We start from the raw sequence: 26,160 nt of genomic DNA on the forward strand, positions 1-26,160 counted from the left end.
TTCTTTTTAGGATCTTCTGGTTTCTTTTCTTGTTCTTCTTTCTTTTTAGGATCTTGTGGTTTCTTTTGATCATCTATTTTAGGATTACTAGGTTTATTATCATTATTTGAACTGCAAGAAATAACAGTTGCAGCTGTTATAAAAGGTATTGAAATGCTTGCTAATGTTAATAAAATTTTGTTAGATTTTTTCATAAATTTCCCCTTAAAATGTTTATCAATTTACTAAATTACACCATAGTTTTTTTTTTTTTTTTGTGAAATTTATCAACAAAATATCAAAAAATTCTGTTTTTATAAATAAAAGTTATTCTTAGTTTTATCAATTAAGTCTACTGGTTTAAGCCATCAATATAAAAAAATGGGATAACTCCAAAATCATCCTAATTCCTTTATTAATACTCCACATTTGCTATTACCTTTTTGTGGCACTCTTTTTTAGTTAAATTGCAATTTTATCTTACAAATCTTCAATAATTTTAATTTAAAGTATTCGATTCAGGTTTAGAAAAGGTTTGAAGCTAATTGCTTTTTTGCATAATCATTTTTCATTTTCTTTGATTTTTTTTATTTTCGCAGCACATAAGTCAATACTCGATGTTGGGAGATCTTGCTTTTGTGATACGCTTTTTAATTCCGCTTAACTTTGTTATAAGTCCTGTCTACCATTACTTTTTTTGTGTTTTATCATCACCAACATTTTTATTTTTTAACCAATAATACTAGATTGAATATCCTTAAAATCGCTTTTTTCATTGCTATCACCAATAATTAAGTTATCTAAATCATTGCCTTTATTTTCAAGTTTTGAAGATTCTTTGCCGTGAGATTCTGTGAAATTTTGCGTATTATTAATTTCTCTTTCTTTTTTAATTAAATCATCTTCCTGCATTATTTTGCCTTCTTGGAATTTATTATTTGCTTTTTTCCTGGTTTTAGAATTATGAGCAAATTTAGCATTTTAAACAAATTAAAACAGTTTTATTAACTTTTTTATAGTTCTATTTTTAATGAGCGAAACTATTTAAGGATTTTAATAATTTACTAGCTTAATTTCTATATTTGCTATAATTAATTAATCTTAAAAATCATGATTAAGGGGGTATGTGCTTTCTTTATAAATTGAGTTCAAGATATACATAGAAATATCAAAACTAAAACCTATCGGTTTTCAATTTTTGAAATAGCACTTTTTGGTCTATTATTATCATTATATATGGTGTCCGCAGCCATAGAAAAATTTGTATTTATTGGTGCTTTTAACATTTCAATAACATATGCAGTTTTTATTATTTTTGGTCTTGCGCTTGGGCCTTGAAAAGGGGCAATTATTGGTTTATTATGTGATACGATTAATCAACTAATATTTGGGATATCAACATGGATGCCCGAGTATGCGATTGTCCCTATTTTAATAGCTTTTCTTGCTGGATATTTTATGAGGGGATTAAATAAAAAAAACGAAACTGCAACATGAGCAATTGGTTTTATTTTTCTAACCATTATTACAACAATTTTTATTTTAATCCTACTAAAAGAATATAATTCCCTACCAATTAGTGAGGGGTCTCTAAAAAGAAAAAGAAAACTATCAATCAACGCTGTTATAGGCATATCTACATTTGGAATAGCATCTATATGAATAATATCGGAAGCATTCTTAATAACATATTTAGTAACAAGAAATGTCCACGTTAAATATGCAATGTTTCTATTATTCAATATTTTATTAACTGTATTTGGAATACTAATCATAACTAGATGATTATGAGGTCCGTATGCATACATTAACTATCATAACCGTTTCCGAAGCGGGACATGAAAACATAGTGAATATTACTTCTTCTTTATGGTACCTATCATATTTAAGAGTTTAGTTGAAATACCAATTTATACATTTGCTATATTTGCAGTTTATCCAATTATTAGAATAATTAGAAACAAAATTAATTATGTATCTAAAAAAATAAGTGTTTTTTAACATATTGCAAAAAATAATTTCTAGTCTCTAATAAAAATCAACACGGCTCAAAATTAAGACTTTTTTTACTTTCGTGTTTATTAACTATAAATAAAAATCTAGGTAGTAAAAACCTAGAATTTTATTTATATAAATTTTTAAATTACTTATTTCCAATAAAATTTTATGTTAATTAATTTCAAATACAGTAACAAAAGCAAAGGATTCAATATTATTTTTTTTGTATCGAACAATTACAGAAATTTTTGTCTTAGACTTTTTGGTCTTAACCTCGAATTTTGTAGGTTTAATTATTTCAAATCCTTCAGGTACATTTATTTCGTAAACTAAATTGTCAAGGTTAAAATTTTCCTTGGTAAAACTACCATTATATTTAAGTTTTTTATCAAAACCTCTTGCTTTTATTTCTTCGGTTAATTGAAGTCTTTTTATATCCTCTTTTGCTGTTTTTTCATCGTTAATTTTAACTCTTGTTGAGCTTATTCTTGCATAATCTTTATTCAAAACATCAGTTAAGCTGCCCAAACTTACTTTTATTGATTTAATTTTTTTGTTTTCAATAATTGGTTTTGAAAATATTAGAACATTTTGTGTATTAATAAAGGTTTGGGTGTAATTGTAAAAGAATAATTCCGAATCAATTTGATAAGTATTTTTGTTAAATTCAAAATGTTGGGCTGCTATAAATTTTTCACCATCTTTTAAAATTTTTTCTTTAATTTCATTATTTATTAAAACTAATTCTTTTGATTTAAGATTCTTCAAAGCCTTATCATGAATTCTTTTAAAACCATTATCACTAGTTAGATATTCATCAGAAGGTGTTTCCTTAAAATCGACTAATTTTATTTGTTTATATTGTTTATTTTCAATGGTATTAGTTGGAGCTTGAATATCTTCAAGGGGTTCTTGGCCTTTTTGCTTTCTTATATTATTTAATTCTTCAATGCCTAATTTATTCAAATCAAATTGCACGTCATATGAAATCATAGGGCTTTTGCTTCAATCGGCAAAGGAAACTTCGATAGTTATTTTTTTAATGCCTTTTTCTTCTTTTATATCTTTAAAAAGATATTGTAATTGATGATTCTTTGTTGTTAATCAATAAGATTTATTAGTTAATTTTGCATAATCACCTTTTTCGATAAATGTTTTATCTTTTGAATAATAAGGATAAACAAGAACATCCTTAAGTTGTGCAACTAAAAATTCTTTTTGCTTTTCTTGTGTTAAATTATGAGGATTAATAGAAGAAGGATGCGCATATCTTTCTTTATCAATTGTTTTGGTTATTTTTTTACTTATTTTTTTGTCTGTATTTGAATATAATAGAATATCAATTTTATATTCATTATCAGACACCTTAACTAGATTAGAAAGTTCAAAATTATACAAATTTTTATCATATTCCGAAACAACAAAGTTAGGCTTATTTTCAAAATTATTAATTGATACATTCGTAAGTACATTTTGATAAGCCTTTTCATTATTAAATCTTATCTTTAACTTTGTAAGGTTCTCATCTAATTTTGCTTTTTCTTCTAATTCTTTGTTTATTTGATTCATACCTTTTTTTCATCCAGTTAGAATGAAAAATTTATTTTTTTCATGTCTTATATTGGTATTTTTCTTTTGTAGTCGATATATAAAGGTAATGTCATTAGTTTCTTCGTTTTTAACAGCCTTGTATTGACTAAATTCAAAAGTCTTAGGCAAAATCTTAATAATTTTGCTCAAATCAGCTTGTGCTAATGTAGTATTTTCTATACTTGGATAACTAAATCTTGTATACGATTCCGCTAATTTAAGCAACTCTTGATCAGATTTTTTTGACAAATTAGCAATTTTAGATTCCATTTCATTTTTTGCTATTTCCATATGGTTAGTAGTAGATTCTATCATAATTAAATCACTACTATTTTTTAGGATGTCCATAGCTTTATCTATAGCCTTTTGATAAACTTCCTCTTCTTCGAAGCTAAAAGCTAGCGATGCCTTATTTGAACTAAAGATTCTGTTTGTTTCCTCAACAGAAGTTTTTAATAAATTCTTAATTTTTTTTAAATCTTTTTTTGCATCCTGACTGCATGAAATTGATATCACAGGAATGGTAATTAATGGTGAAATTAACCCTATTGATAATAAAATTCTCCTATTTTTAGACATAAAGTTCCTCCGTAAATTTAAAAGAAAAGGCCACAAAAAAGTGGCCTTTTTATCCCTTAGATTTTATTGATTTTAATTCTTAATCTGATTGATTTATTCATTTTATAGTGAAATTATAGCATAATTAACATAGGCATTATAAAAGCACTAAAAAAGTAATAAAAAAGTCCTAAAATGGACTTTTACTTGCAACTATGCGTATTTAATATATAACAACAAAAGATTTATTTTGTGCTTGGTTTAAATACATCTAATATTTTATAATATTTTGACTAACTAATTTAATATTATATTTTTTATTTAAACAATTTTTATTCATTATTATTGGTCTTTTCTTCATTTTGAATATCAAGATCAACATCACTGGTAATATCTTTTAATTCAGTATCAGTCAATTGACGTGTTTCATTTTCCTCGCCTGTTTCGTTAATTACTTTTGCCACTGCAACAATAGAAGAATTTCTCTTCTTTAGATCGATTAATTTAACTCCTTTTGCATTTCTTCCAGTAATACTTACGGCTTTTAGTGAAAATCTAATTGTAACACCCTCGTCGGTTATAACGATTATATCCTCAGTTCCTTTTACAGTTGCTGAGTAAGCAAGTTCGCCAGCCTTTCCTTCATTTAAAGCTAAAACACCCTTTGAATTTCTTTTTGTTTTTCTAAATGAATCAACAAGGCTTAATTTTCCATATCCACTTGCACCAAGACTAAAAATATAATTTCCCTCGCTCGAGGTCGAAGCAGAAACTACCTTTTCATTTTCTCCTAATTTTATTCCCACAACACCAGCTGCTAATCTACCTTTTGAATTAATATCAGCCACCTCAAAACGTGATAATTTTGAATTATTGGCCGCTATAAAGATATCCTCATTATCAGTCGCAACTAGTGCCTCGACAAGACTATCTCCATCCCGCAATCCAAATGCTAGCTTTCCGTTTCGATTAATTAATTTATATAATGATAAATGTGATTTTTTAATAATTCCCTTCTTAGTTACAGTTACTAAGAATTTATTTTTATCATAGTCGCTATCATCAACACTTAATATTTTTATAACACGTTCATCACTACTTAAAGCACCAATGATATTAATAATTGGTGTACCTTTTGATTGCTTAGTCCCCACTGGGATTTCATATCCTCTTACACGATAAACCTTAGCTCCAGTAGTAAATATCAATAAATCAGTATGTGTATTAGCTACCAGAATATCTTGAATATCATCGTCTTGATAGGTTTTAGCAGTTGAAACACCAACGCCACCGCGGTTTTGTTCTTTGTACTCATCTAAATCTAAACGTTTTAAATAGCCATTTGTAGTAACAGTAATGACAACGTCCTTTCTAGGAATCAAATCCTCATTATTAATATCAGAGGCTTCATCTCAATTAATTTGTGTTTTACGATTATCTCCATATGCTTCTTTGATTTCGTTTAACTCTTTTATTATTAGATCAATTAAAGCATTTTTATCGCCCAATATTCTTTGATATTCGCCAATTCTTTCGTGAACTAATGCCAACTCTTCATTCATCTTAGTAATAGCTAATCCAGTTAGTCTGCCGAGTCTCATATCAACAATGGCCTTGGTTTGAATTTCACTTAAATTAAACTTATTACTTAATTCTGTTTGTGCTTCTACATCAGTTTTTGATTTCTTTATAATTTCAATTACACGGTCGATATTTTCAACGCAAATTTTAAGGCCTTCCAAAATATGAGCTCTTGCTAAATCTTTTTCTAAATCAAACTGCAATCTTCTTGTAAGAACATTAATTTGGTGTTTTAAATATACTTCTAAAGCAGTTTTTAAATTAAGTTTTTGCGGTTCATTATTAACTAGAGCTACCATATTAAATGAAAATCTAGTTTGAAATTCTGTTAATTTAAATAATTTATTCAAAATAACTTCTGGGACATATGCCTTCCTAATTTCGATTACAATTCTTATACCATCACGGTTTGATTCATCACGAAAATCGGAAATTCCTTCAATTTTTTTATCCTTAATTAAATGATTTATACTTTCAATTAAGCTTGCTTTATTTTTACCGTATGGAATTTCTGTAATAATAATTTTAGATTTGCCGTTACTCAATTCCTGAATAGTTGCCTTTGAACGTATAGTAACACGGCCAACTCCTGTTTCATAGGCGCGTATTAAACCTTCTTTGTCAAAAATTATCCCCCCAGTTGGAAAATCTGGCCCTTGAATATATTCCATTAATTCACTTATTGTAATATCAGGGTTTTTTGCCAATGCGCAAACACCATCGATAACCTCATTTAAATTATGAGGTGGGATACTTGTTGCCATACCAACAGCAATACCATATGAACCGGAAACTAATAAATTAGGAAATCTAGAAGGCAATACTACTGGTTCTTTTTCTGTTCCATCATAGTTATCAATAAAATCAACAGTATTCTTCTTAATACCATCAACCATAGCGCCTGCAATCCTTGACATCCTTGCTTCTGTATAACGCATAGCCGCAGCAGAATCGCCATCAATAGAACCAAAATTACCATGGCCATCAATTAAAGGATATCTCAAAGAAAAATCTTGAGCCATTCTAACCATTGCTTCATAAACTGAACTATCACCATGAGGGTGATATTTACCCAACACATCCCCAACAATACGAGCAGATTTTTTATGTTGCACATTATGAAACATCCCTAATTCGCTCATACCATATAATATTCTACGATGAACTGGCTTTAGTCCATCCCTTGCATCAGGTAAAGCCCTTGCAACAATAACACTCATTGCATATTCAAGAAACGAACTCTTCATTACCGTTGCAAGATCAGCTGGTCTTAGCCCGTTTACTTCACTATCTAGAATTTGACTTTGGACAACATAGCTTTCATTATTTTGGGGAATATATTCCTCTTCATCATCTATTGTTTCTTTTGGCTCGTCATCAAAAACTCTTTTAATTTCATCGCTAACCGCATAAAAATCATCTATTGTTTCCTCTTTGCTTTTTTCCTGGCTCATTTTTAATTCATCTAGTTTTTTTTCTTCATCATTAAGCATATTTACTCCTATAATATATTACAAAGTAATATATTAATTATATCAAAAAAGACATAAAAATTAAAGGCATAAAAAAACCATAAACTTTTTATGGTTTAAAATTTAAAAGCAATAAAATAAATTTTTTTGCCTTCATTTCTGAATTTTTCTTCATAATCAGTTAATTTATTTTCAATTTGATAATTACAATTATGTAAATCCGACGTATGATAAATTATATCAGCGTTAAATTCCTTTAATTGTTCCAATGCAAATTCATATAACCCATTATTATCAGTCTTAAAATAAACTTTGCCTTCCTTATCAAGAACAGATTTATATTGTTCTAAAAAAGTTTTATAAACTAGTCTCCTCTTAAAATGCCTTTTTTTAGGCCATGGATCAGAAAAAGTTAGCCAAATTGTTTTTACCTTATCGGCAATAATTTCATTAAGTTTAGCAGCATCGCCCACCATTATCTTCATATTTTTTAAAGACTTTTGTTCAATCTTCTTGAGCGCCGATAATGCTGGGGTCGAGTATTTCTCTATACCTATATATTCATTTTCCGGATGACATAGTGCTAATTCTGAAAGCATCTTACCCTTTCCCATACCAATCTCAACAACGGCATCCTTTTTAGGTGTATAAGGGAATTGGTTAATATAAAATTCGCTATTTTCGAGAGTGCTTAATGCGTTTTTATTATGTCTTAATCTCATAGATAAAATTGTATAAAACCTTCTTGCATATTTTTTAAAAAAGATGGTTTTTAGTAACTTTTGTTTATAATTTTTATGATAACTAACTAAGTAAAATTAGTTTCTTATACATATATTAATTATTTAAAAATGAGGATACATGAGCTCTAATAATGAGATTAAGAGTTTTCATGATTTAGCAAAACAAGAAAATATATCAAAATTAGAATCAAGAAAACCTAAGAAACTATATCAAATGGGCCAACTAGTTTCTGTTCAAGCTTTTAAGTATGATGGCACATTATATCGACAATATGAAGGGTGTAAAATCATAGCTAATCTTGATGATTTTGTTGTTGTTTTATTAATGAAAACAAAAGTGCAAGAATCAAATATCAACTGGCTAGTTTCAAAACCTATTTTGTTTTTCTTTGCCAAAAATAAATTTTATAATGCTTCGATAACTCTTAATGATGATAGACCAAACAATATTTATGTTAATTTAGCTAGCCCTTTTTTTATTGAGGATAATATCATTAAATACATTGACTTTGACCTTGATATTAAATGTTACAACGATGATGAGTTTAACGTTATTGACTGAATTGACTTTAAAGAATCGATAACTAAGTTAAATTATCCTTTAAAATTGATTTATCGCATCTATAATGAACTTGATTTTTTAGAAGAACAAAGCAGATTAAAAAGGGGTATTTTTTCTAAAAAACTTATTAATGATATTAAAAAACAATTAATAAATTCCGGGGATATTTAGAATATTTAAGACTAATAAAAATAGAGGTGTTTCCCTCTATTTTCTTTTTATTTTAAGCAATTTCTATTTCGGAAGAAACAACTTCATTACCAATAATAGGAGCACCTTTTTTAACAAATTCAGCACCTTTATATTTAATTATTAAAATAAATTTACCGTCTTTTTCATTAACTTCGTAATCAAGCTTGCTGCTGATTTTTGTTTGATTATTTTTCATGTATGTTGGATTAGAAGGGTTTGCAAGTTGATAGTTTTTTCCGTCTTTATTTCACTCAATACCGCTTGATAATAAAACCTGGTCTGATTCAGTCAAATCTTTTCAATTAGGGTTTTGATTTTTTGGGGTCCAAACAATGGCATGCGAGGTGTATGAATATCATAGATCAATCTTCTTTTGTTTTAAATCTTCTTTTAAAGAATCTTTTTTAGAATATTTATCATTTAGTTTAAACTTACCTTGTGTAGTTTTAATAAAGGCATCAACATCGCTAATTTTTTCATTAGTTTTTGGTACCTTAATTGAAAATTCTAATTTAGAAGTATTAGAAGTATCGGAAATTATGTGATTTCCATCTTTACTGTATGATGCACTTTTATATTCAACAATTACTTCAAAATCAACAGTCTTATTTTTTCCATCAGAATCATCTTTCTCACTCTTTTTGACTATTTTATAGTTAAGCTGCGATTGCAATTCTATTGAATTTCTTTTCTTATTTTCATAGGTTGATTTTTCAGAATTAACAAGTTGTGTATCCTCTAATAAACTAGTATTTTTTATTGTAAATATTACATCAACCCTTTTTTTTCAATTAGGATTCTTACCTTGTTGTGTTACAACTATGTTTTTATCTTTTCTGCCATATCATAATCAAACTTCTTTATTTAATAATTTAGCACCATATTTAGTTTTATTTTCTTCACTAACCTCAAAGATATCTTTTAATTTCTTAATTACTTGATTTTCTTTTTTTGTTTCATCAATAGGAGCACTTGGATTATCGCCTGATTTGTCATCTGGTTTAGGTGTTGGTTGTTGTTTGTTTTTTAATTTAATCTCATTAATTTCATTAATAAATGCATCCTTTATTTGTTTAATTTCTGCATCTGACTTCGCTTGAGCTAATAAATTTCTTGTCTTTGTAACACTTTGCGCTAATAAAACTTTTGTTTCAGCAGTTAAACTTTTATCCTCTTTGATAGTTTTATTAACATTTTCAATTTCTTTTTCTAATAATTGTTTTTCAGAATTAGAGCATGAAACTGCTAAAACAGGAACAATTCCGATACTTGTTAAGGGCAATAATATTTTTAATAAACTCTTCTTCATAATCTTTTCTTCCTTTGCGTGTTTAATTTACATTATCTATACAGTAATTTATAATTAACTAAATTATAATATATAACAATTACATAAACAAATTAAAGCTAAAAAAGACACTTAATATAACACATATGACAAATTATTAAATTAAAATCCCAAAAGACACCATGTTATTGTCTATTGGGATTTTAAATAAAAAGTTATTCAATTTTAATTATTATCATCATTTTCATCATTACCAGACAAATTATCATCCAATGGAACATCATGTTTTGCAAGTTCCTCTGCTAAGTCGTTTTTATATTTATCCTCAGTTATTTTTTTAGCTCCTGAAACTTCATTAAATAAATTATTAAAATCAACTTCTGAATAATCTACTTTTAATTGTTCTTTTGTTTTGCTTAGCCCTTCTGGTAATTTCATATTTTCAGCAATATATTCAATTTCCTCAGCAACGATTGTTTCTTTAATAATAAGAGCATCTTTAATTAACTCTAATAAATCGCGATTCTCTGAAATAATTTTATGTGCTTCGCGTTCTGCTGTAAGAATAATTTTGCGAATTTGTTCATCAATTTCTTGGCCGACCTTGTTTGAAAAGGAAGCGTTTTTCATATAATCACGCCCTAAAAATGGATTTGATGTATCTTCCTCATACTTAATAGGTCCTAAATCAGATAAACCTCATTCAGTAACCATTCTACGTGCAATAGATGTTGCCTTAGCAATATCATCACTAGCACCAGTTGACACATTTTCCTTTCCATAAATAATTGCCTCGGCGACACGGCCACCCATAAATGAAGTAATAATAGCAATTAATTCTGATTTTGAACGATTGTATTTTTCTTCCTCAGGCATCATTAAATTATATCCACCTGCCTGACCACGAGGGATAATGGTAATCTTTTGTACCTTATTGCCGCCTTTCATTTTAATTCCAACAACGGCATGTCCCGCTTCATGATACGCAACTGCTATATTTTCTTTTTCAGAAATTGTTCTTGATTTCTTAGCAGGACCCGACATAACTCTATCAATAGCTTCATCAATTTGTTCTAAAGTAATAAATAGAGTTCTTTCTCTAACACTCAATAATGAAGCCTCATTAATTACATTTTCGAGTTGGGCACCCGAAAATCCAGGAGTTCTTCTAGCCAATTGTGAGAAACTAATTTTAGGATCAACTCTTTTTCCTCTCGCATGTAATATTAGGATTTGTTCTCTTTCTTTAATATCAGGAAGTCCGACAGTAATAGTTCTATCAAAACGACCAGGTCTTAATAAGGCAGGATCAAGAACATCAGTTCTATTAGTTGCTGCCATAATTAAAATTCCACTATTTTCCTTAATGCCGTCCATTTCTACTAGCAATTGGTTAAGAGTTTGTTCTCTTTCATCATTTCCGCCACCAATTCCAGCGCCCCGCGATCTACCTACAGCATCCAATTCATCGATAAATATAATTGCAGGTGCATGTTTTCTTGCTTCTTCAAACATATCTCTAACACGTTTGGCCCCAAGACCAACGAACATTTCCACAAAATTCGAAGCAGAAATAAAGAAGAAAGGCACATTAGCTTCCCCTGCTGTAGCTTTTGCAATTAAGGTTTTACCAGTTCCTGGAGGGCCTCCAAGTAAAATACCTTTAGGGATTCTGGCACCCGCAGCATCATATTTATTAGGATTTTTTAAATAATCAACTAATTCTTTAACTTCTTCCTTAACTTCCTCATTTCCTGCTATATCTGAGAATTTTTTATTTGAATATACTCTTTGTGCTAATGATTTATTACCTATACCAAAATCACCGCCCAATCCTCTTCTTGACATTGATTTTAAGCTAAATACAATAGCAATAATAATAATTCCAAAGAAGATTACATTAATTGCTGGACTTATGTATTTTTCGAAGATGCCAGCCTGTGGAATTGGTGCTGAACTAAATGAGCCAGAAATACCACCACTTGTTGAAGTTATGGCACTAAGAGCTTCATAATATGTTTTAGTATTTGTTCATGAAATTAATGAAGATGGTAATTCCCTTTCTAATAATCCACTTAAGTTAATCGTAAATGAATAAGATGAAAAGGGATAAAATTTTCGACCAAGCAAAAATTGCAATTCATTCTGGGTTCCATTAACTGTAATATTTAAAGTATCAGAATAAGTATTTTCTAATCATTGCGAAACATAAAGACCATCAGTTTGACTTTTTGCTGTTTCTCTTACGACTTTTTCTAAAAAACCTAGATTCTCGTATTTGATTGAAGCAGCACGAATTTGATCAACTGCAATTAAAACAAGAACTATAAAGGCAACAATAGCAATAAAAATCCCAACTATTCCAAATAATCCAATTTTTTTCTTTTCTTTCGGTTGTGGAGAGTTATTTTTATTTCCCATATAAAACTCCTTTCTATAGTAATTTAATATAATTTATTAGCAAAATTATAAAATAAAAATTAATTTTTACAAATTTTTAGAGACGCTTGCTTCTTATAGATAATTACTTCATCATTAATTTTAAAACCTTTAAAATTTTTTTGAGACATAATAAACTTTTTAAATGAATTTAATTTATTTAATGATATTTTAATATCTTTAACATTAGCGTGCAAATATTCAAATAAAATTTCATTAATATAACAATGATCAAAGTTTAGAATTTTATAATTGTAATTAGATTCCCTAAACTTTTTAAATTCATTATTTACAAGATTTTGTTTTTTCTCTAATTCTTTATTCAAGAATTTTAATTTTAGAAATAATTCATCTTTTTGTAAGGAAGAACATTTTTTTAGTCCAATTCTAATTTTATTTCTAGTATATATAGGCAAATTATTTGTATAATCAATAGCATATGGTATCGCAAATTGATTACAGAATGCTAAAATTTCATCTTTATATCACAAATTAATCATCGGTCTAAAAATATTCATGTTATTAATTTTATTTAATGGCATTATTCCATATTGTTTTGGGTGTCTAAAAGTTTGCTTCTGAAATAAGAATGTTTCAAGACAATCATCCTTGTGATGCGCAAGAACTAAATAATTAGCCTTATATTTATCATAAATTTTTTTATAAAATGTATATCTTTGATCACGTGCTATTTTTTGAAAATTACCAACATGATCATTTGATTTTTCTATTGAAAAAATTTCGCATACTATGTTATTTTTATAGCAAAAATCTCGAACTATTTTTTCATCTTTTCACGAGTCCTCACGCTTATTATAATTAACACAAGCAACAATAATTTTTTGATTTTTCATAAGATTGAGCAGCCACATTGAATCGGGTCCACCACTAATGCCAAGGATAAAGGTTTCATCCAATGAAACAAGGTTATTAATAAATTCATTAAAAAATTTTTGTCTTAATTCAATTAACTTATTTTCCATAAATTTTACCTGAATAGTTATTCATAACATAACGAATATCATTACTAATAAATTGAATTAAGGCATCAGATGCTGCATCAATAACTTTTTCAATTACCAATGAATCACTATAACTAAATTTTCCTAAAACAAAGTTAATAGCGTTTTCCTTTCTACCAATCCCCACTTTTAAACGTTTAAAATCTTGGGTGCCTAGATGGTTTATAATGCTCTTAATGCCATTATGGCCTCCTGAAGAGCCTGATTGTCTAATAGTAACTTTGCCAAGTTCGGTATCCATATCATCATAAACGACAATGATATCGTCGATCATTATTTCAAAATAATCGCAAATTGCTTTAATAAATTCGCCACTATTATTCATATATGTCAAGGGTTTAGCTAAAATTATTTCACTATCCTTATAAAAAATTCCATTAAACTTTTTTTCCTTTAGGGGACATTCTAATTTCTCAGCAAGTTTGTCAATAACCATGAAACCTACATTATGTCTTGTTCTTTCGTACTCAACACCTGGGTTTCCCAATCCAACAATTAATTTCATAATTTCTCCTTAATAATTAAAAATTAAAACAAAATATTTGTTATTTATGATTTTTCATTCATAGATATTGAATATTAGTAATTCTTTTAGAATCATCATCATTTGCAATACCAAATTCTAGCGCACTTTTTTCACCTATAATAACACTATATTGCTTTGCTCTTGTTATTGCTGTATATATTAATTTTTTACTTAATAATTTTTTGGCTTCTGAGAATAAAATTACAATTACGGCCTTGCACTCACTACCTTGATATTTGTGAACACTTGTACAATAGGCTGAATAGGTATTTTCAAAGAAATAGGCTCTTGGCAAGGTAACAACTTTATCATCACTATCAAATTCAATGGAAATGTGTGATAAAATAGGTTCCTTTTTTGTTGTTGATTTAGCATATATAAATTTCGAAATATAACCTATTTCACCATTAAAAACCTTCAATTTAGAATCATTAACTAGGTTGATAATTTTATCATTAATTGCTAATGTTCTTTCACGATATTTAGCGACTTCAGGTTTTTCTTTATTTCTAAAATAACTAATAAGAGCCTCATTAACTTCATCAATACCAGTTTCATAACGATATATTGGGCTAAGAATAGCTATGTCTTTTTTTGTATAGCCTTGAGCTAATAATTCTTCAATCTTCTTAATTAATTTATTTTTAAGTTCAAGGCGATTTGTTGGATAAAATTCAGAATTTTTTGATTCAAAATCCGGAAATACCCCTTCATTTATTTTTAAAGCATCTTTAACAATATCAAAGTTTCCAGATTGACGATATATATTAGTTAAAATAATAGTTTTAAAAATATTATTCTCAATAAAATCTTTAATTAAGTAGCCACTGCCAATGGCCGGCAATTGATCCTTGTCACCAACTAAGATAATTTTAGTTAATGTATATTTTGATATACCTTTTAAAAGATTATAAAATAAATCCAATGACACCATTGAAAACTCATCAATAATTAAAATACTAATATCAGAGGTTGAATCTTCATTAGTAAAAAATCTGTTACTTTCTTGATCTCAACGCAAAAAACTATGAATTGTTTGGGCCTTCATATTTTCTTGCTTTATATTAATATTAATTGTTGCTCGACCAGTCGGAGTTAAAATTGCTATATCGTTATGATCATATTTTCTAGCTAATTGGTCAATAATTTCATTAGTTATTAATGTTTTACCAGTCCCAGGATTGCCAGTAATTAATACTAAATTCTCAGTTAAAGCCGATCTAATAGCTGTGACTTGTTGTGCATCAAAAATCGATGGAATATTTAAAATGTTAGGCTCTTCGTAATTTGATTTCTTTAATATATATGAAAGACGCTTTACAACATATTCTTCTTTATAAATTGTATCGCGAGTAGTATAGTACTCACCATCAATGTATTTTAAAGAAATAAGCAATCTTTTTTCTAATAATTGGGCAACTGTCTCATCAAAATGTTTCTTAATACTATTAAAAATTTCATTATTAAAAATAATACATAGGGTTTTATAAAATTTATCTACTTTAATTAACGTATTACCAGAATTAAAAAAATATTCTTCTACAAATGCATATAAATAAGTTGCGTTTTTTTGAACTAGCGATGTAGGATTAAATTCAATTGCAATCTTATCAATATCAGATATCTTAATATTTTCATATTCTTCAAGGTCAAAATAAAAATCGTATAAATTATCAAAATACTCATCTAAAAAACTTTTAAGGCTACTAAATTTCTTTAAAATTAACCTGCTTGTTGCCTTTGAAACATTAATCTTAAAAAGGTGTGATATATCAATTAAATATTGAAAGTTATTTTTTATTATTTCCACAAGTCTTTTTCAATCTTCCGCAGTAATACCAAATGTTTGGCCATAAAGCTTTTTATCGTCATAAATTTTTTGAAAAACATCTTCTCCTAAATCTCTTATCAATGTATTAAACTTAACATTTTTTAATTCATTAAATAGCTCTAATTTAAAAACTTGACTTAAATATTCATTTTTTTCCTCAATTAGAAGCTCAGATGTAACTTTTTTAAAAGGGATTTGGGAATCGATCAAATAACTATCATTATATTTTGAAAGGTTATTTTTAATTACGCTTATTTCATATTTTTTTTCGTGAATTTCAATTTTTAATTCGTCAAATAAATGATCATAAAAAGTTATGGTTATTGAATTATAGGAATTTAAGATTATGGGATTTTTTTTATCATTTTCTAAAACTTTAAAAGCCACAATTGCTGTACGCTGATCTCTTGATCTCCATAACACTTTTTCAAATGTTCCAGTTACTATAAAATTCTGTTTAAGCATATCTTTTTAATTGTAGCACAATCATACTTTTTTATGACCTATTTAAGGATATGCAAATTAAAGTTAATAACAACCATACTTTATTAAAAAAGTATAAAATTATTGATAGTTTAATTCAGGGAGTTTAAAATATGATTGATCTAAAATATCTTTTAAAAAATAAGGAAGAAGTAATTAAAAAACTTGCTAACAGAAATTTTGACCATTTAGCACTTGATAAAATTTATGAACTTGGTGACAAAAGAAATTCATTGATTCATAATTTAGAAGGTCTTCAGGCCAAAAGAAATAAACTAAGCGAAGAAATAGGAATCAAAAAAAGAAATAACCAAGATTATAACTTGCTAATGCTAGAAGTAAATGAAGCCAAAAAACAAATTGAATCAATCGAATCTGAAACAAATCAAATTGTCAAAGAAGTAAATAAGTTATTATTACAAATACCTAATATCCCGTATGATGACGTGCCAATAGGTTTAAGCGATGAGGATAATGTTTGCATTGGCGAATATGCTAACCTTGGACGTGGATTAGTTAAAAATGTCTTGCCGCATTATGAAATCGCAACTAAACTTGATATTGTGGATTTCCAAAGAGCCGTTAAACTTTCAAAATCACGCTTTGCACTTTATAAAAACGATGGGGCTAGATTAATTAGGGCGCTTGAAAATTTCATGTTAGATACACATATAAAAAATGGATATAAAGAAATTATGCCAATGCACCTAGTTAATTCAAATATGCTTTATGGCACAGGACAACTCCCAAAATTTGGCGAAGATCTTTTTAAGGTCGAAAATAGTGACTTATGACTGATACCAACTGCCGAGGTTCCAGTCACCAATTTGCATTACGATGAAATATTAAATCTTGAAAATCCTATCAAATATGTCGCGTATACTAAATGCTTTAGATCTGAAGCTGGGAGTGGTGGAAAAGATACAAAAGGCTTAATTAGACAACACGAATTTCACAAAGTTGAACTAGTTAAATTTGTTAAACAAGAAGATGGCTTATTGGAATGACAAAAAACGGTCAATGATGCAAAAAGCATTTTAGAATTACTAGAAATACCTTTTAGAGAGCTTATATTATCAACAGGTGATACGGGATTTGGGTCAGCTAAAACAATTGACCTTGAGTTGTGAATTCCTTCTGAGCAAAGATATCGCGAAACTAGTTCAATTTCAATTTATAAGGATTTTCAAGCAATTAGAGCAAAAATTAGATATAGAACTAAAGAGGGAAAAACTAAATATGCATACACAATAAACGGTTCTGGTTTGGCCATTGATAGAGTTGTTGCTGCTATCTTAGAAAATTATCAAAATGAAGACGGTTCGATAACTGTTCCAAAAGTTTTAGTTCCATATATGAATAAAGAAATAATAAGATAAATAACGTTTAATATTTTGAACAAATAAATGTTATTAAGAAATCAAATTATAAATTCTTTATTATCCTAAAAACGGGGAAGAATAAATATGCAACCAGAGAAAAACGAAAATATTCAAAATGAAAATGTGTTATATGAGGAATCAAAAAATTTGTTAAAAAAACTTAATGAGCCGTTAAATTCCTATGAAGATTTCACTAAAATTTTCTCGATTGAGGAAATAAGTAAGAAACAACATGACGATTTTTGCAAACTATATGACGGGGAAGAAGAATATAACCAAGAATGAGGCCACACATTTTTCTGCTATTACTACTATCTTAGTAAACATAAAATTATTGACTCAATAAAAAGAGATTTCTTCCTAACAAAGTCAGAATCAGAAGAAAAATTATATAGTTTAACTACCTTAGAAATTCTTGACAAATTGCCAAATATGATTCTTTTTTTGGATAGAAAAATTCTTGCTAATAAATATATTTGACTAGACACTAAAATAGGCGAAATTCTATACTCAATGTATGGTGAAACAACATTTGGTTTTTTAGATAAATATTTTGAAACAAATGAAAGAATTACATTTAACCCTTTTTCATACATCATAAATCAAGAAATTTCTAAGCAACTAAAAAAGTTGAGAAATACATATAAACTCGACAAAAAAATATGATCTAAATAGATAGATTAAAAAAATTGTTTAAATTAAAACCGCATGCCTAACGCTGCGGTTTTTTATTAATAAAAATAACTTTTAGAACTCATGTGAAGTAATATTTAAACTATCCACAACAATAAATTTATCACCTTTTTTAGCGCCATATTCCTCTAAAACTTGACGTCCAGCATCGTGATTATATTTTATTAAAGATCTTACAGCTTCTGAATGCTTTTCACAAAATACGCCCGCAGTTACTCCATAACTCCATACAAGTTTGTCGTCACTTACAACACCAATAATATGAGCATTAGGACGATACTTAGCTACCTCTTTTAATAATTTACCACTATGTGATAAAACAATAGCAAACTTATAATCGCCAGGTTGCAATATTGATGCTACTTCATAAGCAATTAGCATTCTTGAATTTTGATCATTAGCAACCTTTTGAATTTGTTTCTCATAGAATAATTCAGTAAAATATTCTTTTTCAGCTCTCTTCGCTATTTTGGCCATTGTTTTAACAGCTTCAACTGGATATTTTCCAGATGCGGATTCACCAGAAAGCATAGTTGCATCAGCACCTAATTCAACAGCGTAATAAACATCAGTAACTTCTGCTCTTGTTGGTAAAGGATTATTTTCCATTGAGTCAAGCATTTGTGTTGCAACGATAACATTCTTTCCTTGAATTCTTGCTGCACGAATAATTTTCTTTTCTCAATATGGAACGTCATAATAAGGTATTTCTAAACCTAAATCACCTCTAGCAATCATAATTCCATCAGATGCTCTAATTATTTCGTCAATATTGTTAATTGCCATTTGAGATTCAATCTTTGAAATTATTTGAATATGTTGTCCGTTATGCTCATCAAGAATTTTTCTTATTTGATTAACCTGTGCTGCATTATTAACAAATGATGCTGCTATATAGTCAACTTTATATTGAGTTCCTCAAATAATATCATTAATATCTTTTTCTGATAAAAATGGTAGAGAGAAATTAACGCCCGGAATATTAACTCTTTTATTTGTTTTTAATTTATGAGAATTTATAGTTTCAACAATAACTTCATTAGGTTTTACTTCTTTAACAATAGTTACCAATTTACCATCATCAATCAATACCTTATTACCTTCATTAACATCTAGGTCCATACGATATGAAACGGTAATAGTATTCTCATCTCCAATTAAATTTTCATATGATTTTTTATCTGTTCTAATAGTTAATTTATGTTTAGCAGGAATTAAGCAAACGCCATCTTGCATCTTACCAATTCTGATTTCTGGCCCTTTTGTATCCAACATCAATGAAATTGGTCTATCTATTTCTTTTGATATTTGTCTAGCAATGTCAAACTTTCTTTTATGATCGTCAATTGTACCATGTGAAAAATTTGCTCTAATGGTTGTAACACCAGCTTCAATTAAAGCTTTCATTGTTTCATAACTTTCACTTGAAGGTCCGACTGTAGCGACTATCTTAGTTCTTAGTTCATTAAATTTCATGTTATGCCTTTCGAAATTTTTTATATAATAAAATTTTACTCTTTATTTAAAACTTGTTTTTTTAAATAATGATAAAAATACCAAAATTACTTTCCTTTAAAGATTTTTTAATTTTACATTAGTTAAGATTTGACTGCAATAATAAATTAGCAAGATAAAAAATTATTTTTCTACTAATTTTAAGGGGCAAAATATATAAGGTAGATAAAAATCTACACAAAGATGGGAACAAACAAATAAGATTCAATTATTAACTTTTTGAAACAACAAAAAACTTATATGCTAAAATCAATTTTGTTTCTATATCTAAAGAATCTTTCTTTGCTAAAAACATATTTTTACAATAAAAATTGCACTAAAAAAACAATATATTTTAATTTTATAAATACAACTATAGTTTAAAAAAATATTTAAAAAACGAAATTTAAAAAATTAGTAATAACATATTAGGTTCTTTTTTACTTTATATTATTTAAAAATTAAAATAAATAAATCTATCTTTAAGAAGCATCAAAAATTTTTTGCACTATATATAGTAACGTCTATCATTTGATCTTAGTAGTTTTACTGATGATGTAGCATTCTTTAAAAGTTTATTTACTACCTAAAAATCAAAAATGTATGAGGATTTATAGTCTTGGCGCCTTTGATAATGCAATTAAAAATAAGCATTCAACACGGTTAATTGCAAAATATAAATCATTTTTATATGACATAGTTCAATGTAAAGAAGCAATTTAATTGTCAAAATTCCCCTTTATTAATTTTTTGTAATCATAATTTTTAAAAACTCATCTAAACTTTAAAAACTAATTATCATTATATAGTTTATGAAGCGTTGCGTTGTTTTCCTTTTAAAAGATGACTATTTGTAATTTCTTAATATCATAATATTAAATTGTTATAAAATTATTTAAGAATTAAAATAAATTTATATTTTAGGAAAAATTTATGGAAATTGGTTTTGATAATAACAAATATATTAATCTTCAATCTGATGAAATTAGGAAGAGAATTGATAAGTTTGGCAATAAATTATATGTTGAATTTGGTGGAAAACTATTCAATGACTTTCATGCCACAAGAGTTTTGCCAGGATTTAAACATGATGCAAAATTACAAATGCTGTTAAAACTTAAAGACGAAGTTGAAATAATGTTAGTGATTTCTGCCCAGGATATAAAAAACAGAAAAATAAGGTCTGACATTAATATTACATATGAAGAGGATATTTTTAGAATTATTAATAAATTTAAAAAATATGACCTTGAGGTTAAAAATGTTGTAATAACACAATATGAAGATTCTATTCAAATCAAGTCCTTTATTCATAGGCTAACTAAACGAAGGATTAATGTTGTTAAGCAATATCATATAAAAAACTATCCCCACGACATTGAACATATTGTATCTGAAAGCGGTTTTGGCAAAAATGATTACGCTATTACTAAAAAAAGAATCATTGTCGTAACGGCGCCAGGACCGGGATCTGGAAAATTAAGTGCAATACTTTCACAACTATATCACGACAATAAGAATAATATAAAATCTGGCTATGCTAAGTTTGAAACTTTTCCCATTTGAAATCTACAAGTAAATCATCCTACCAACCTAGCATATGAAGCGGCTACAGTTGATTTAAATGATATAAATATGGTCGACTCATTTCATTGGAACGCATATAAAATCAGGGCGACAAATTACAATCGAGATCTTGAAGCATTTCCAATATTAAATAATTTACTAACAAAAATATACAATACATCACTGTACAAATCGCCAACAGATATGGGTGTTAATATGGCAGGATTTTGTATTACCAACGATCAAGCAGTTACCATAGCCTCTCAAAAAGAAATAGTATGTAGGTATTATCAAACCAAAGTAAATTACCAACAAGATAAATGTCCAAAAGTCTATCTAAATAGATTAAATAAAATAATTAAAAATAACAATATTGACCCTAATATTATAGGATCAATAAAATTTGCAAATGAATACACCAATAAAAATAATGTAGTTTGCTCAGCTATTGAAATAAATTCTGGTCATGTTTTGTTAGGGAAGGAATCTAAATTATTAAATTCTAATAGTGCTGTAGTTCTAAATGCCTTAAAGTACTTTGCAAAAATTGATTCAACAATTGACGTTCTAAATCCTGATGTCATAGAATTAGTTAAGGATTTAAAACAAAACTTACATTACAATCATCTATCACTTGATGTTAAAGAAACGCTTATGGCCCTTTCAATTAGTGCGCTAACATCTAAAATAGCTAAAAAAGCATATGATCAAATTAATAAACTTGCTGGTTTATATTTACATAGGACCACAATATCAAGCGAATCTGATAAAGAAATTTTAAAAAGTATGGATATATATTTAACCGAACAAGTTGAAGTAATAAAACATTAAGGAGAAATTATGAAATTTAATCGTATATTTTTTATTGTAACAGATGGTTTAGGAATTGGACCTGAGCCTCGTCAAGAAGAATTTGGTGACAAAGGTGCAAATAGCTTATTGCATGCCTCTGAAGCCTTACCGCTAGAAATTCCAACATGAAAATCATTAGGTGTTACCGAAGTAGCCAAAATTGCAGGACATAATCAAAAAGTAAAAAAACCGCTTGCATATGTTGCAAAAATACATGAAATATCAAATGGAAAAGATACTCTAACCGGGCACTGAGAAATGATGGGAATTTATACAGAAGTTCCAAACCCTCAATTTACTCAAAAAGGCTTCCCTGATGATTTGGTAGCTGAACTATCAAAAGCATTTGATGGAAGAAAAATTATTGGTAATAGAAACGCTTCTGGTACAGTTATTTTAGCTGAACTTGGTCATCAACATATGGAAAAAGGAGATATGATTATTTATACTTCTCCTGACTCGACTTTGCAAATCATTGGCGATGAAAAAACATTAGGTGTTGAAAAACTTACCGAATATGCAAAAAGAGCAAGAAAAATTTGTTCCTCAAAACCAGAATGGAATGTAGCAAGAGTTATATCGAGACCCTTCGTTTATGAAAACGGAAAATTTACAAGAACATTCAACAGACACGACTTTGCAAACAAACCAACAGGGCACATTATTCTTGAGGACTTACAAAAAAAGGGTATTGAGGTTATTGCAATCGGAAAAATTAACGACATTTTTAGTGGTGTTGGTATTGATAAAGTGTACGGCCCTGCTTCTGATGATGAAAATATGGACATTGCTATCAATATCGCTGCATCTTCATCAAAGAATCAATTTATATTTGTGAACTTAGTCCAATTTGATAGCCACTATGGGCACCGAGAAGATCCAATTGGATATAGTCAAAATGTTTCAAGATTAGATATTAAACTAGCAAAACTAATTAATGCTATGAAAAAAGATGACTTATTAATTATGACTTCTGATCATGGCAATGACCCAACCTTTGGACCAGACCATACTAGAGAAGCTCTACCTTTAACAGTTTATTCAAAATCATTCATGCATCCGAAAGTTTTAGGGTCACTAAGAGGATTAGGAACAGCTGGTAATATTGTTGCTAGAAACTTTGATATTCCTACTGTAGCAACCGGCGATGATATTTTTGATGATTTAATATAACAGCCTATCTGGCTGTTTTTATTTATAAATAAAAATACAAAAATAAAAAAAACTATAAAATTATAAATTGTGAAAAAACTAGAAAAAATTACAACTCAAAAAGAGAATTTTGCAAAGTGGTATACCGATGTCATACAAAATGGTGACTTAATGGCTTATGGCTCTTCGAAAGGTTCGATTATATTCAAACCATTATCATTTGGAATTTGAGATAATATTCGCCTTATCCTTGACAAAAAATTTAAGACCTTGGGTGTTCAAAATGTCAATCTACCTCTTTTGATTCCAGAAAGTTTATTAGCAAAGGAAAAAAATCATATTGCAGGTTTCAATCCAGAATTAGCAACAATCACTGAAGTTGGCGGAAAGAAACTTAATGAAAAATTCTATATAAGACCAACAAGTGAAGTTTTATTCGGCGATTTTTTTAAAAACGAGGTTGAATCATACAATGATTTACCTTTAATTTACAATCAATGAGTCAATGTCCTTAGATGGGAAAAAACAACAAATCCTTTTTTGAGAACAAGAGAATTTTTATGACAGGAAGGTCATACACTACACTCTAATTCACAAGAAGCACAGGAACTAACTAAGAAAATGTTAGATGTATACACCAACTTTATTGAAGAATATCTAGCAATACCTGTTGTTAAGGGACAAAAAACCGAGCATGAAAAATTTGCCGGCGCCAATTATACTTTTACTGTTGAAGCAATGATGAAGGATGGCAAAGCATTACAAGCTGGAACAAGTCATTATTTGGGCCAAAATTTCACAAAAGCATTTGATATCACATTCAAAAATAAGGAAAACAAACTCGAAAATGCTTATGGAACATCATGAGGTGTTTCGACAAGATTGCTAGGCGCGTTAATAATGACTCATGGCGATGATAGAGGGATTATTATTCCACCTAAAATTGCTCAAATAAAAGTCGACATTCTTGAATTATTTGCCTCGAAAGATCCAAGAGTAGCACGTGTTGCTGAACAAATTCATGAAAAACTAAATGAATTAAATATAGAATCAAAAATAGATAAAACTAATAAAAGTGCAGGGTATAAGGCTGCCAATTCCGAAATTCATGGTACACCTTTAAGAATTGAAATAGGTCCTCGAGATCTAAACGAAAATAAGGTTACACTTGTCAGAAGAGATACACTCGAAAAGATTAGTGTCTTTATTGATGAGGCAATAAATAAAACTCAAATGTTATTGGTAGATATACAAAATAACCTATTAAGTGAAGCAAAAAAGAGATTAACTAACAATATAAGAATAGCTTCTAACTATACAGAATTCAAGAAACTGATTGAAGATGGGTACTGAGTTATAACTAAATTTAATGGCAACGGCGATGATGAAGATAAAATCAAGGAAGAAACCGGAGCTTCAACACGTTGCATACCTTTTAATGTCAATATATTGCCAGAGTATGAAAATTGTTTCTATACAAACAAAAAAACTGATAAAGTTGTTATTTTTGCTAGAGCATACTAAATGAACGGAGATTAAATATGTACAAGAAATTACTACAAAACGAATTAAACGACGATCACTTGACAGGCAAAGCGATTTTGGCTTTTAGAGCGGTTTGATGTCCACCATGCCAAATGATAGGCCCAGAAATCCAACGTTTAGGCACAGAAAATGAAGGAATTAATGTTTTTGACTTTGATATTGATCAAAATCGTGATTTTGCACGTGAAATGAACGTATCAAGCATACCTTCATTGTTCTTCTATGTTGATGGAAAATTAATTAATACTTCACAAGGATATATGCCTGCTGAAGAATTAATTAAAAAATTTAACAACTAAATAAAATATGATTAATTTTAAACCAAAAGCCTATTTTACAGACTTAGATGGTACATTATTAGATTTACCTAAAACAAAAGAAGGACTAAGTAAAGAAAATTTTGAAATAGTTAAAAGCAAAAACGACTCGGGAATACCTTTCATCATTGCCACTGGACGTTACGCATCAGATTTTGTTCTTAATTTAGCTAAACAAACAAATTCGCCATATGTAATATGTCAAAATGGTGGTTTGATTGTTGATTCAAATGGTGAAACCATATTAAAAAACGAAATTCAAAAAGACACTGTAATGTCTATTGTTGAAATTCTAAAAGAAAAAAAATTATTTTTCATTTTCAATAGTGGTAACACAATCTACGGTACATCCTCTAAACTAAAGTTATTCAGACCTTGAATTAAAAATTTAATTCAAAAAACTTATGATGATATTCCTCATATTACTAATGCCACAAAAATCATTACCTTTGGCGGAAGCAGAAAATATATAAGAATGTTAGCGGAAGAATTAGCCAAGAAATTCAGAAACCTTTCACTTCATATTGTTTCAAAGGGTTATGCGATTGAAATTAATGACATAAACGCAGGAAAAGGAAAAGCAATAGATTATGTCTGCAGACTTCTTGATATTAATCCAATTGAAACTGTACATTTTGGAGACTCAGGTAATGACACTTCAACAATCCCTTATGTAGGGGCATTTATCGCTATGAATAATGCGTTAAAAAACATTAAAATTCAAGCCAAATGAGTAGCTGGCTCTTATAAAAAATCTGGGGTTGCTAAGGCTGTAAAAAAGATCGAAGGTAATAATAACTAATTTTATATTTATTAATAAAAACAAAAATAAGGTACAACCTTTTTTAATGGGTTGTACCTTATTTTTTTGATTGTTTCTAGCAAACTAATACAA

Annotated in this window: 19 protein-coding genes and 1 pseudogene; 8 read left to right on the forward strand and 12 right to left on the reverse strand. The window is 28.4% G+C overall.

Annotated elements, in window-relative coordinates; genetic code table 4:
* The 6 genes and pseudogenes from ACWXVM_RS01740 to trmB all read right to left on the reverse strand — a co-directional run.
* Positions 1-194, reverse strand: a pseudogene (locus tag ACWXVM_RS01740) (lipoprotein); the annotation flags it as partial.
* Positions 195-708: 514 nt separating this feature from the next.
* Complete coding sequence (locus ACWXVM_RS01745; protein ID WP_455994014.1) at positions 709-891, reverse strand: hypothetical protein; 183 nt, start codon at positions 889-891, stop codon at positions 709-711.
* A gap of 269 nt (positions 892-1,160) precedes the next feature.
* Positions 1,161-1,787, reverse strand: coding sequence for a hypothetical protein (locus ACWXVM_RS01750; RefSeq protein WP_455994016.1), 627 nt, complete (start codon positions 1,785-1,787; stop codon positions 1,161-1,163).
* A 361-nt stretch (positions 1,788-2,148) separates the two neighbouring features.
* The gene (locus ACWXVM_RS01755) at positions 2,149-4,146 is read right to left on the reverse strand and encodes a variable surface lipoprotein (protein WP_455994018.1); all 1,998 of its coding nucleotides are present in this window, start codon (positions 4,144-4,146) and stop codon (positions 2,149-2,151) included.
* A 311-nt stretch (positions 4,147-4,457) separates the two neighbouring features.
* A complete protein-coding gene (gyrA, locus tag ACWXVM_RS01760; RefSeq protein WP_455994020.1) occupies positions 4,458-7,199 on the reverse strand; it encodes a DNA gyrase subunit A in 2,742 nt (913 codons plus the stop codon).
* A 95-nt stretch (positions 7,200-7,294) separates the two neighbouring features.
* Positions 7,295-7,900, reverse strand: a complete 606-nt coding sequence (trmB, locus tag ACWXVM_RS01765; RefSeq protein ID WP_455994022.1) for a tRNA (guanosine(46)-N7)-methyltransferase TrmB — start codon at positions 7,898-7,900, stop codon at positions 7,295-7,297.
* A gap of 139 nt (positions 7,901-8,039) precedes the next feature.
* On the opposite strand from trmB, the gene ACWXVM_RS01770 reads away from it, so the two are divergent.
* Positions 8,040-8,654, forward strand: coding sequence for a DUF402 domain-containing protein (locus ACWXVM_RS01770; RefSeq protein WP_438340542.1), 615 nt, complete (start codon positions 8,040-8,042; stop codon positions 8,652-8,654).
* A 52-nt stretch (positions 8,655-8,706) separates the two neighbouring features.
* On the opposite strand, the gene ACWXVM_RS01775 is transcribed toward ACWXVM_RS01770, so the two are convergent.
* The 5 genes from ACWXVM_RS01775 to ACWXVM_RS01795 form a co-directional block, all read right to left on the reverse strand.
* Positions 8,707-9,984 carry a hypothetical protein gene (locus tag ACWXVM_RS01775; protein WP_455994024.1) on the reverse strand — a complete coding sequence of 426 codons (1,278 nt, stop codon included), beginning with the start codon at positions 9,982-9,984 and terminating at the stop codon, positions 8,707-8,709.
* 204 nt (positions 9,985-10,188) lie between these two features.
* Positions 10,189-12,384, reverse strand: coding sequence for an ATP-dependent zinc metalloprotease FtsH (ftsH, locus tag ACWXVM_RS01780; RefSeq protein ID WP_455965999.1), 2,196 nt, complete (start codon positions 12,382-12,384; stop codon positions 10,189-10,191).
* Between the two features lie 59 nt (positions 12,385-12,443).
* Positions 12,444-13,385, reverse strand: coding sequence for a tRNA lysidine(34) synthetase TilS (tilS, locus tag ACWXVM_RS01785; RefSeq protein WP_455994026.1), 942 nt, complete (start codon positions 13,383-13,385; stop codon positions 12,444-12,446).
* Positions 13,375-13,929 (reverse strand): aminoacyl-tRNA hydrolase, encoded by a 555-nt coding sequence (gene pth, locus ACWXVM_RS01790; protein WP_444704941.1) that lies wholly within the window; start codon positions 13,927-13,929, stop codon positions 13,375-13,377. The genes tilS and pth overlap by 11 nt, the downstream gene beginning before the upstream one ends.
* 40 nt (positions 13,930-13,969) lie before the next feature.
* Positions 13,970-16,246 carry an ATP-dependent DNA helicase gene (locus tag ACWXVM_RS01795; RefSeq protein ID WP_455994028.1) on the reverse strand — a complete coding sequence of 759 codons (2,277 nt, stop codon included), beginning with the start codon at positions 16,244-16,246 and terminating at the stop codon, positions 13,970-13,972.
* Positions 16,247-16,377: 131 nt separating this feature from the next.
* Between ACWXVM_RS01795 and serS the strand changes: the two genes are divergently transcribed.
* On the forward strand, positions 16,378-17,643 hold the full coding sequence (gene serS, locus ACWXVM_RS01800) for a serine--tRNA ligase (protein WP_438340536.1): 1,266 nt from the start codon (positions 16,378-16,380) through the stop codon (positions 17,641-17,643).
* 87 nt (positions 17,644-17,730) lie between these two features.
* Positions 17,731-18,321, forward strand: a complete 591-nt coding sequence (locus ACWXVM_RS01805) for a hypothetical protein (protein WP_438340535.1) — start codon at positions 17,731-17,733, stop codon at positions 18,319-18,321.
* A 72-nt stretch (positions 18,322-18,393) separates the two neighbouring features.
* Here the strand turns inward: ACWXVM_RS01805 and pyk are convergent, their stop codons facing one another.
* Positions 18,394-19,815: a pyruvate kinase gene (gene pyk / locus ACWXVM_RS01810; RefSeq protein ID WP_438340534.1), complete on the reverse strand. Its 1,422-nt coding sequence runs from the start codon at positions 19,813-19,815 to the stop codon at positions 18,394-18,396.
* 951 nt (positions 19,816-20,766) lie between these two features.
* Here pyk and ACWXVM_RS01815 point away from each other — a divergent pair.
* The 5 genes from ACWXVM_RS01815 (at position 20,767) to ACWXVM_RS01835 (ending at position 26,067) form a co-directional block, all read left to right on the forward strand.
* Positions 20,767-22,230 (forward strand): DUF1846 domain-containing protein, encoded by a 1,464-nt coding sequence (locus tag ACWXVM_RS01815; protein WP_455994030.1) that lies wholly within the window; start codon positions 20,767-20,769, stop codon positions 22,228-22,230.
* A gap of 9 nt (positions 22,231-22,239) precedes the next feature.
* Positions 22,240-23,424, forward strand: a complete 1,185-nt coding sequence (locus tag ACWXVM_RS01820) for a phosphopentomutase (protein WP_444704936.1) — start codon at positions 22,240-22,242, stop codon at positions 23,422-23,424.
* A gap of 69 nt (positions 23,425-23,493) precedes the next feature.
* Positions 23,494-24,927 (forward strand): proline--tRNA ligase, encoded by a 1,434-nt coding sequence (gene proS, locus ACWXVM_RS01825; protein WP_455994032.1) that lies wholly within the window; start codon positions 23,494-23,496, stop codon positions 24,925-24,927.
* A gap of 17 nt (positions 24,928-24,944) precedes the next feature.
* A complete protein-coding gene (locus ACWXVM_RS01830; protein WP_438340530.1) occupies positions 24,945-25,247 on the forward strand; it encodes a thioredoxin domain-containing protein in 303 nt (100 codons plus the stop codon).
* Between the two features lie 7 nt (positions 25,248-25,254).
* Positions 25,255-26,067 carry an HAD family hydrolase gene (locus ACWXVM_RS01835; RefSeq protein WP_444704933.1) on the forward strand — a complete coding sequence of 271 codons (813 nt, stop codon included), beginning with the start codon at positions 25,255-25,257 and terminating at the stop codon, positions 26,065-26,067.
* The last annotated feature ends 93 nt before the right edge of the window (positions 26,068-26,160 follow it).

It is taken from the genome of Mycoplasma sp. 2261 (assembly GCF_053851575.1).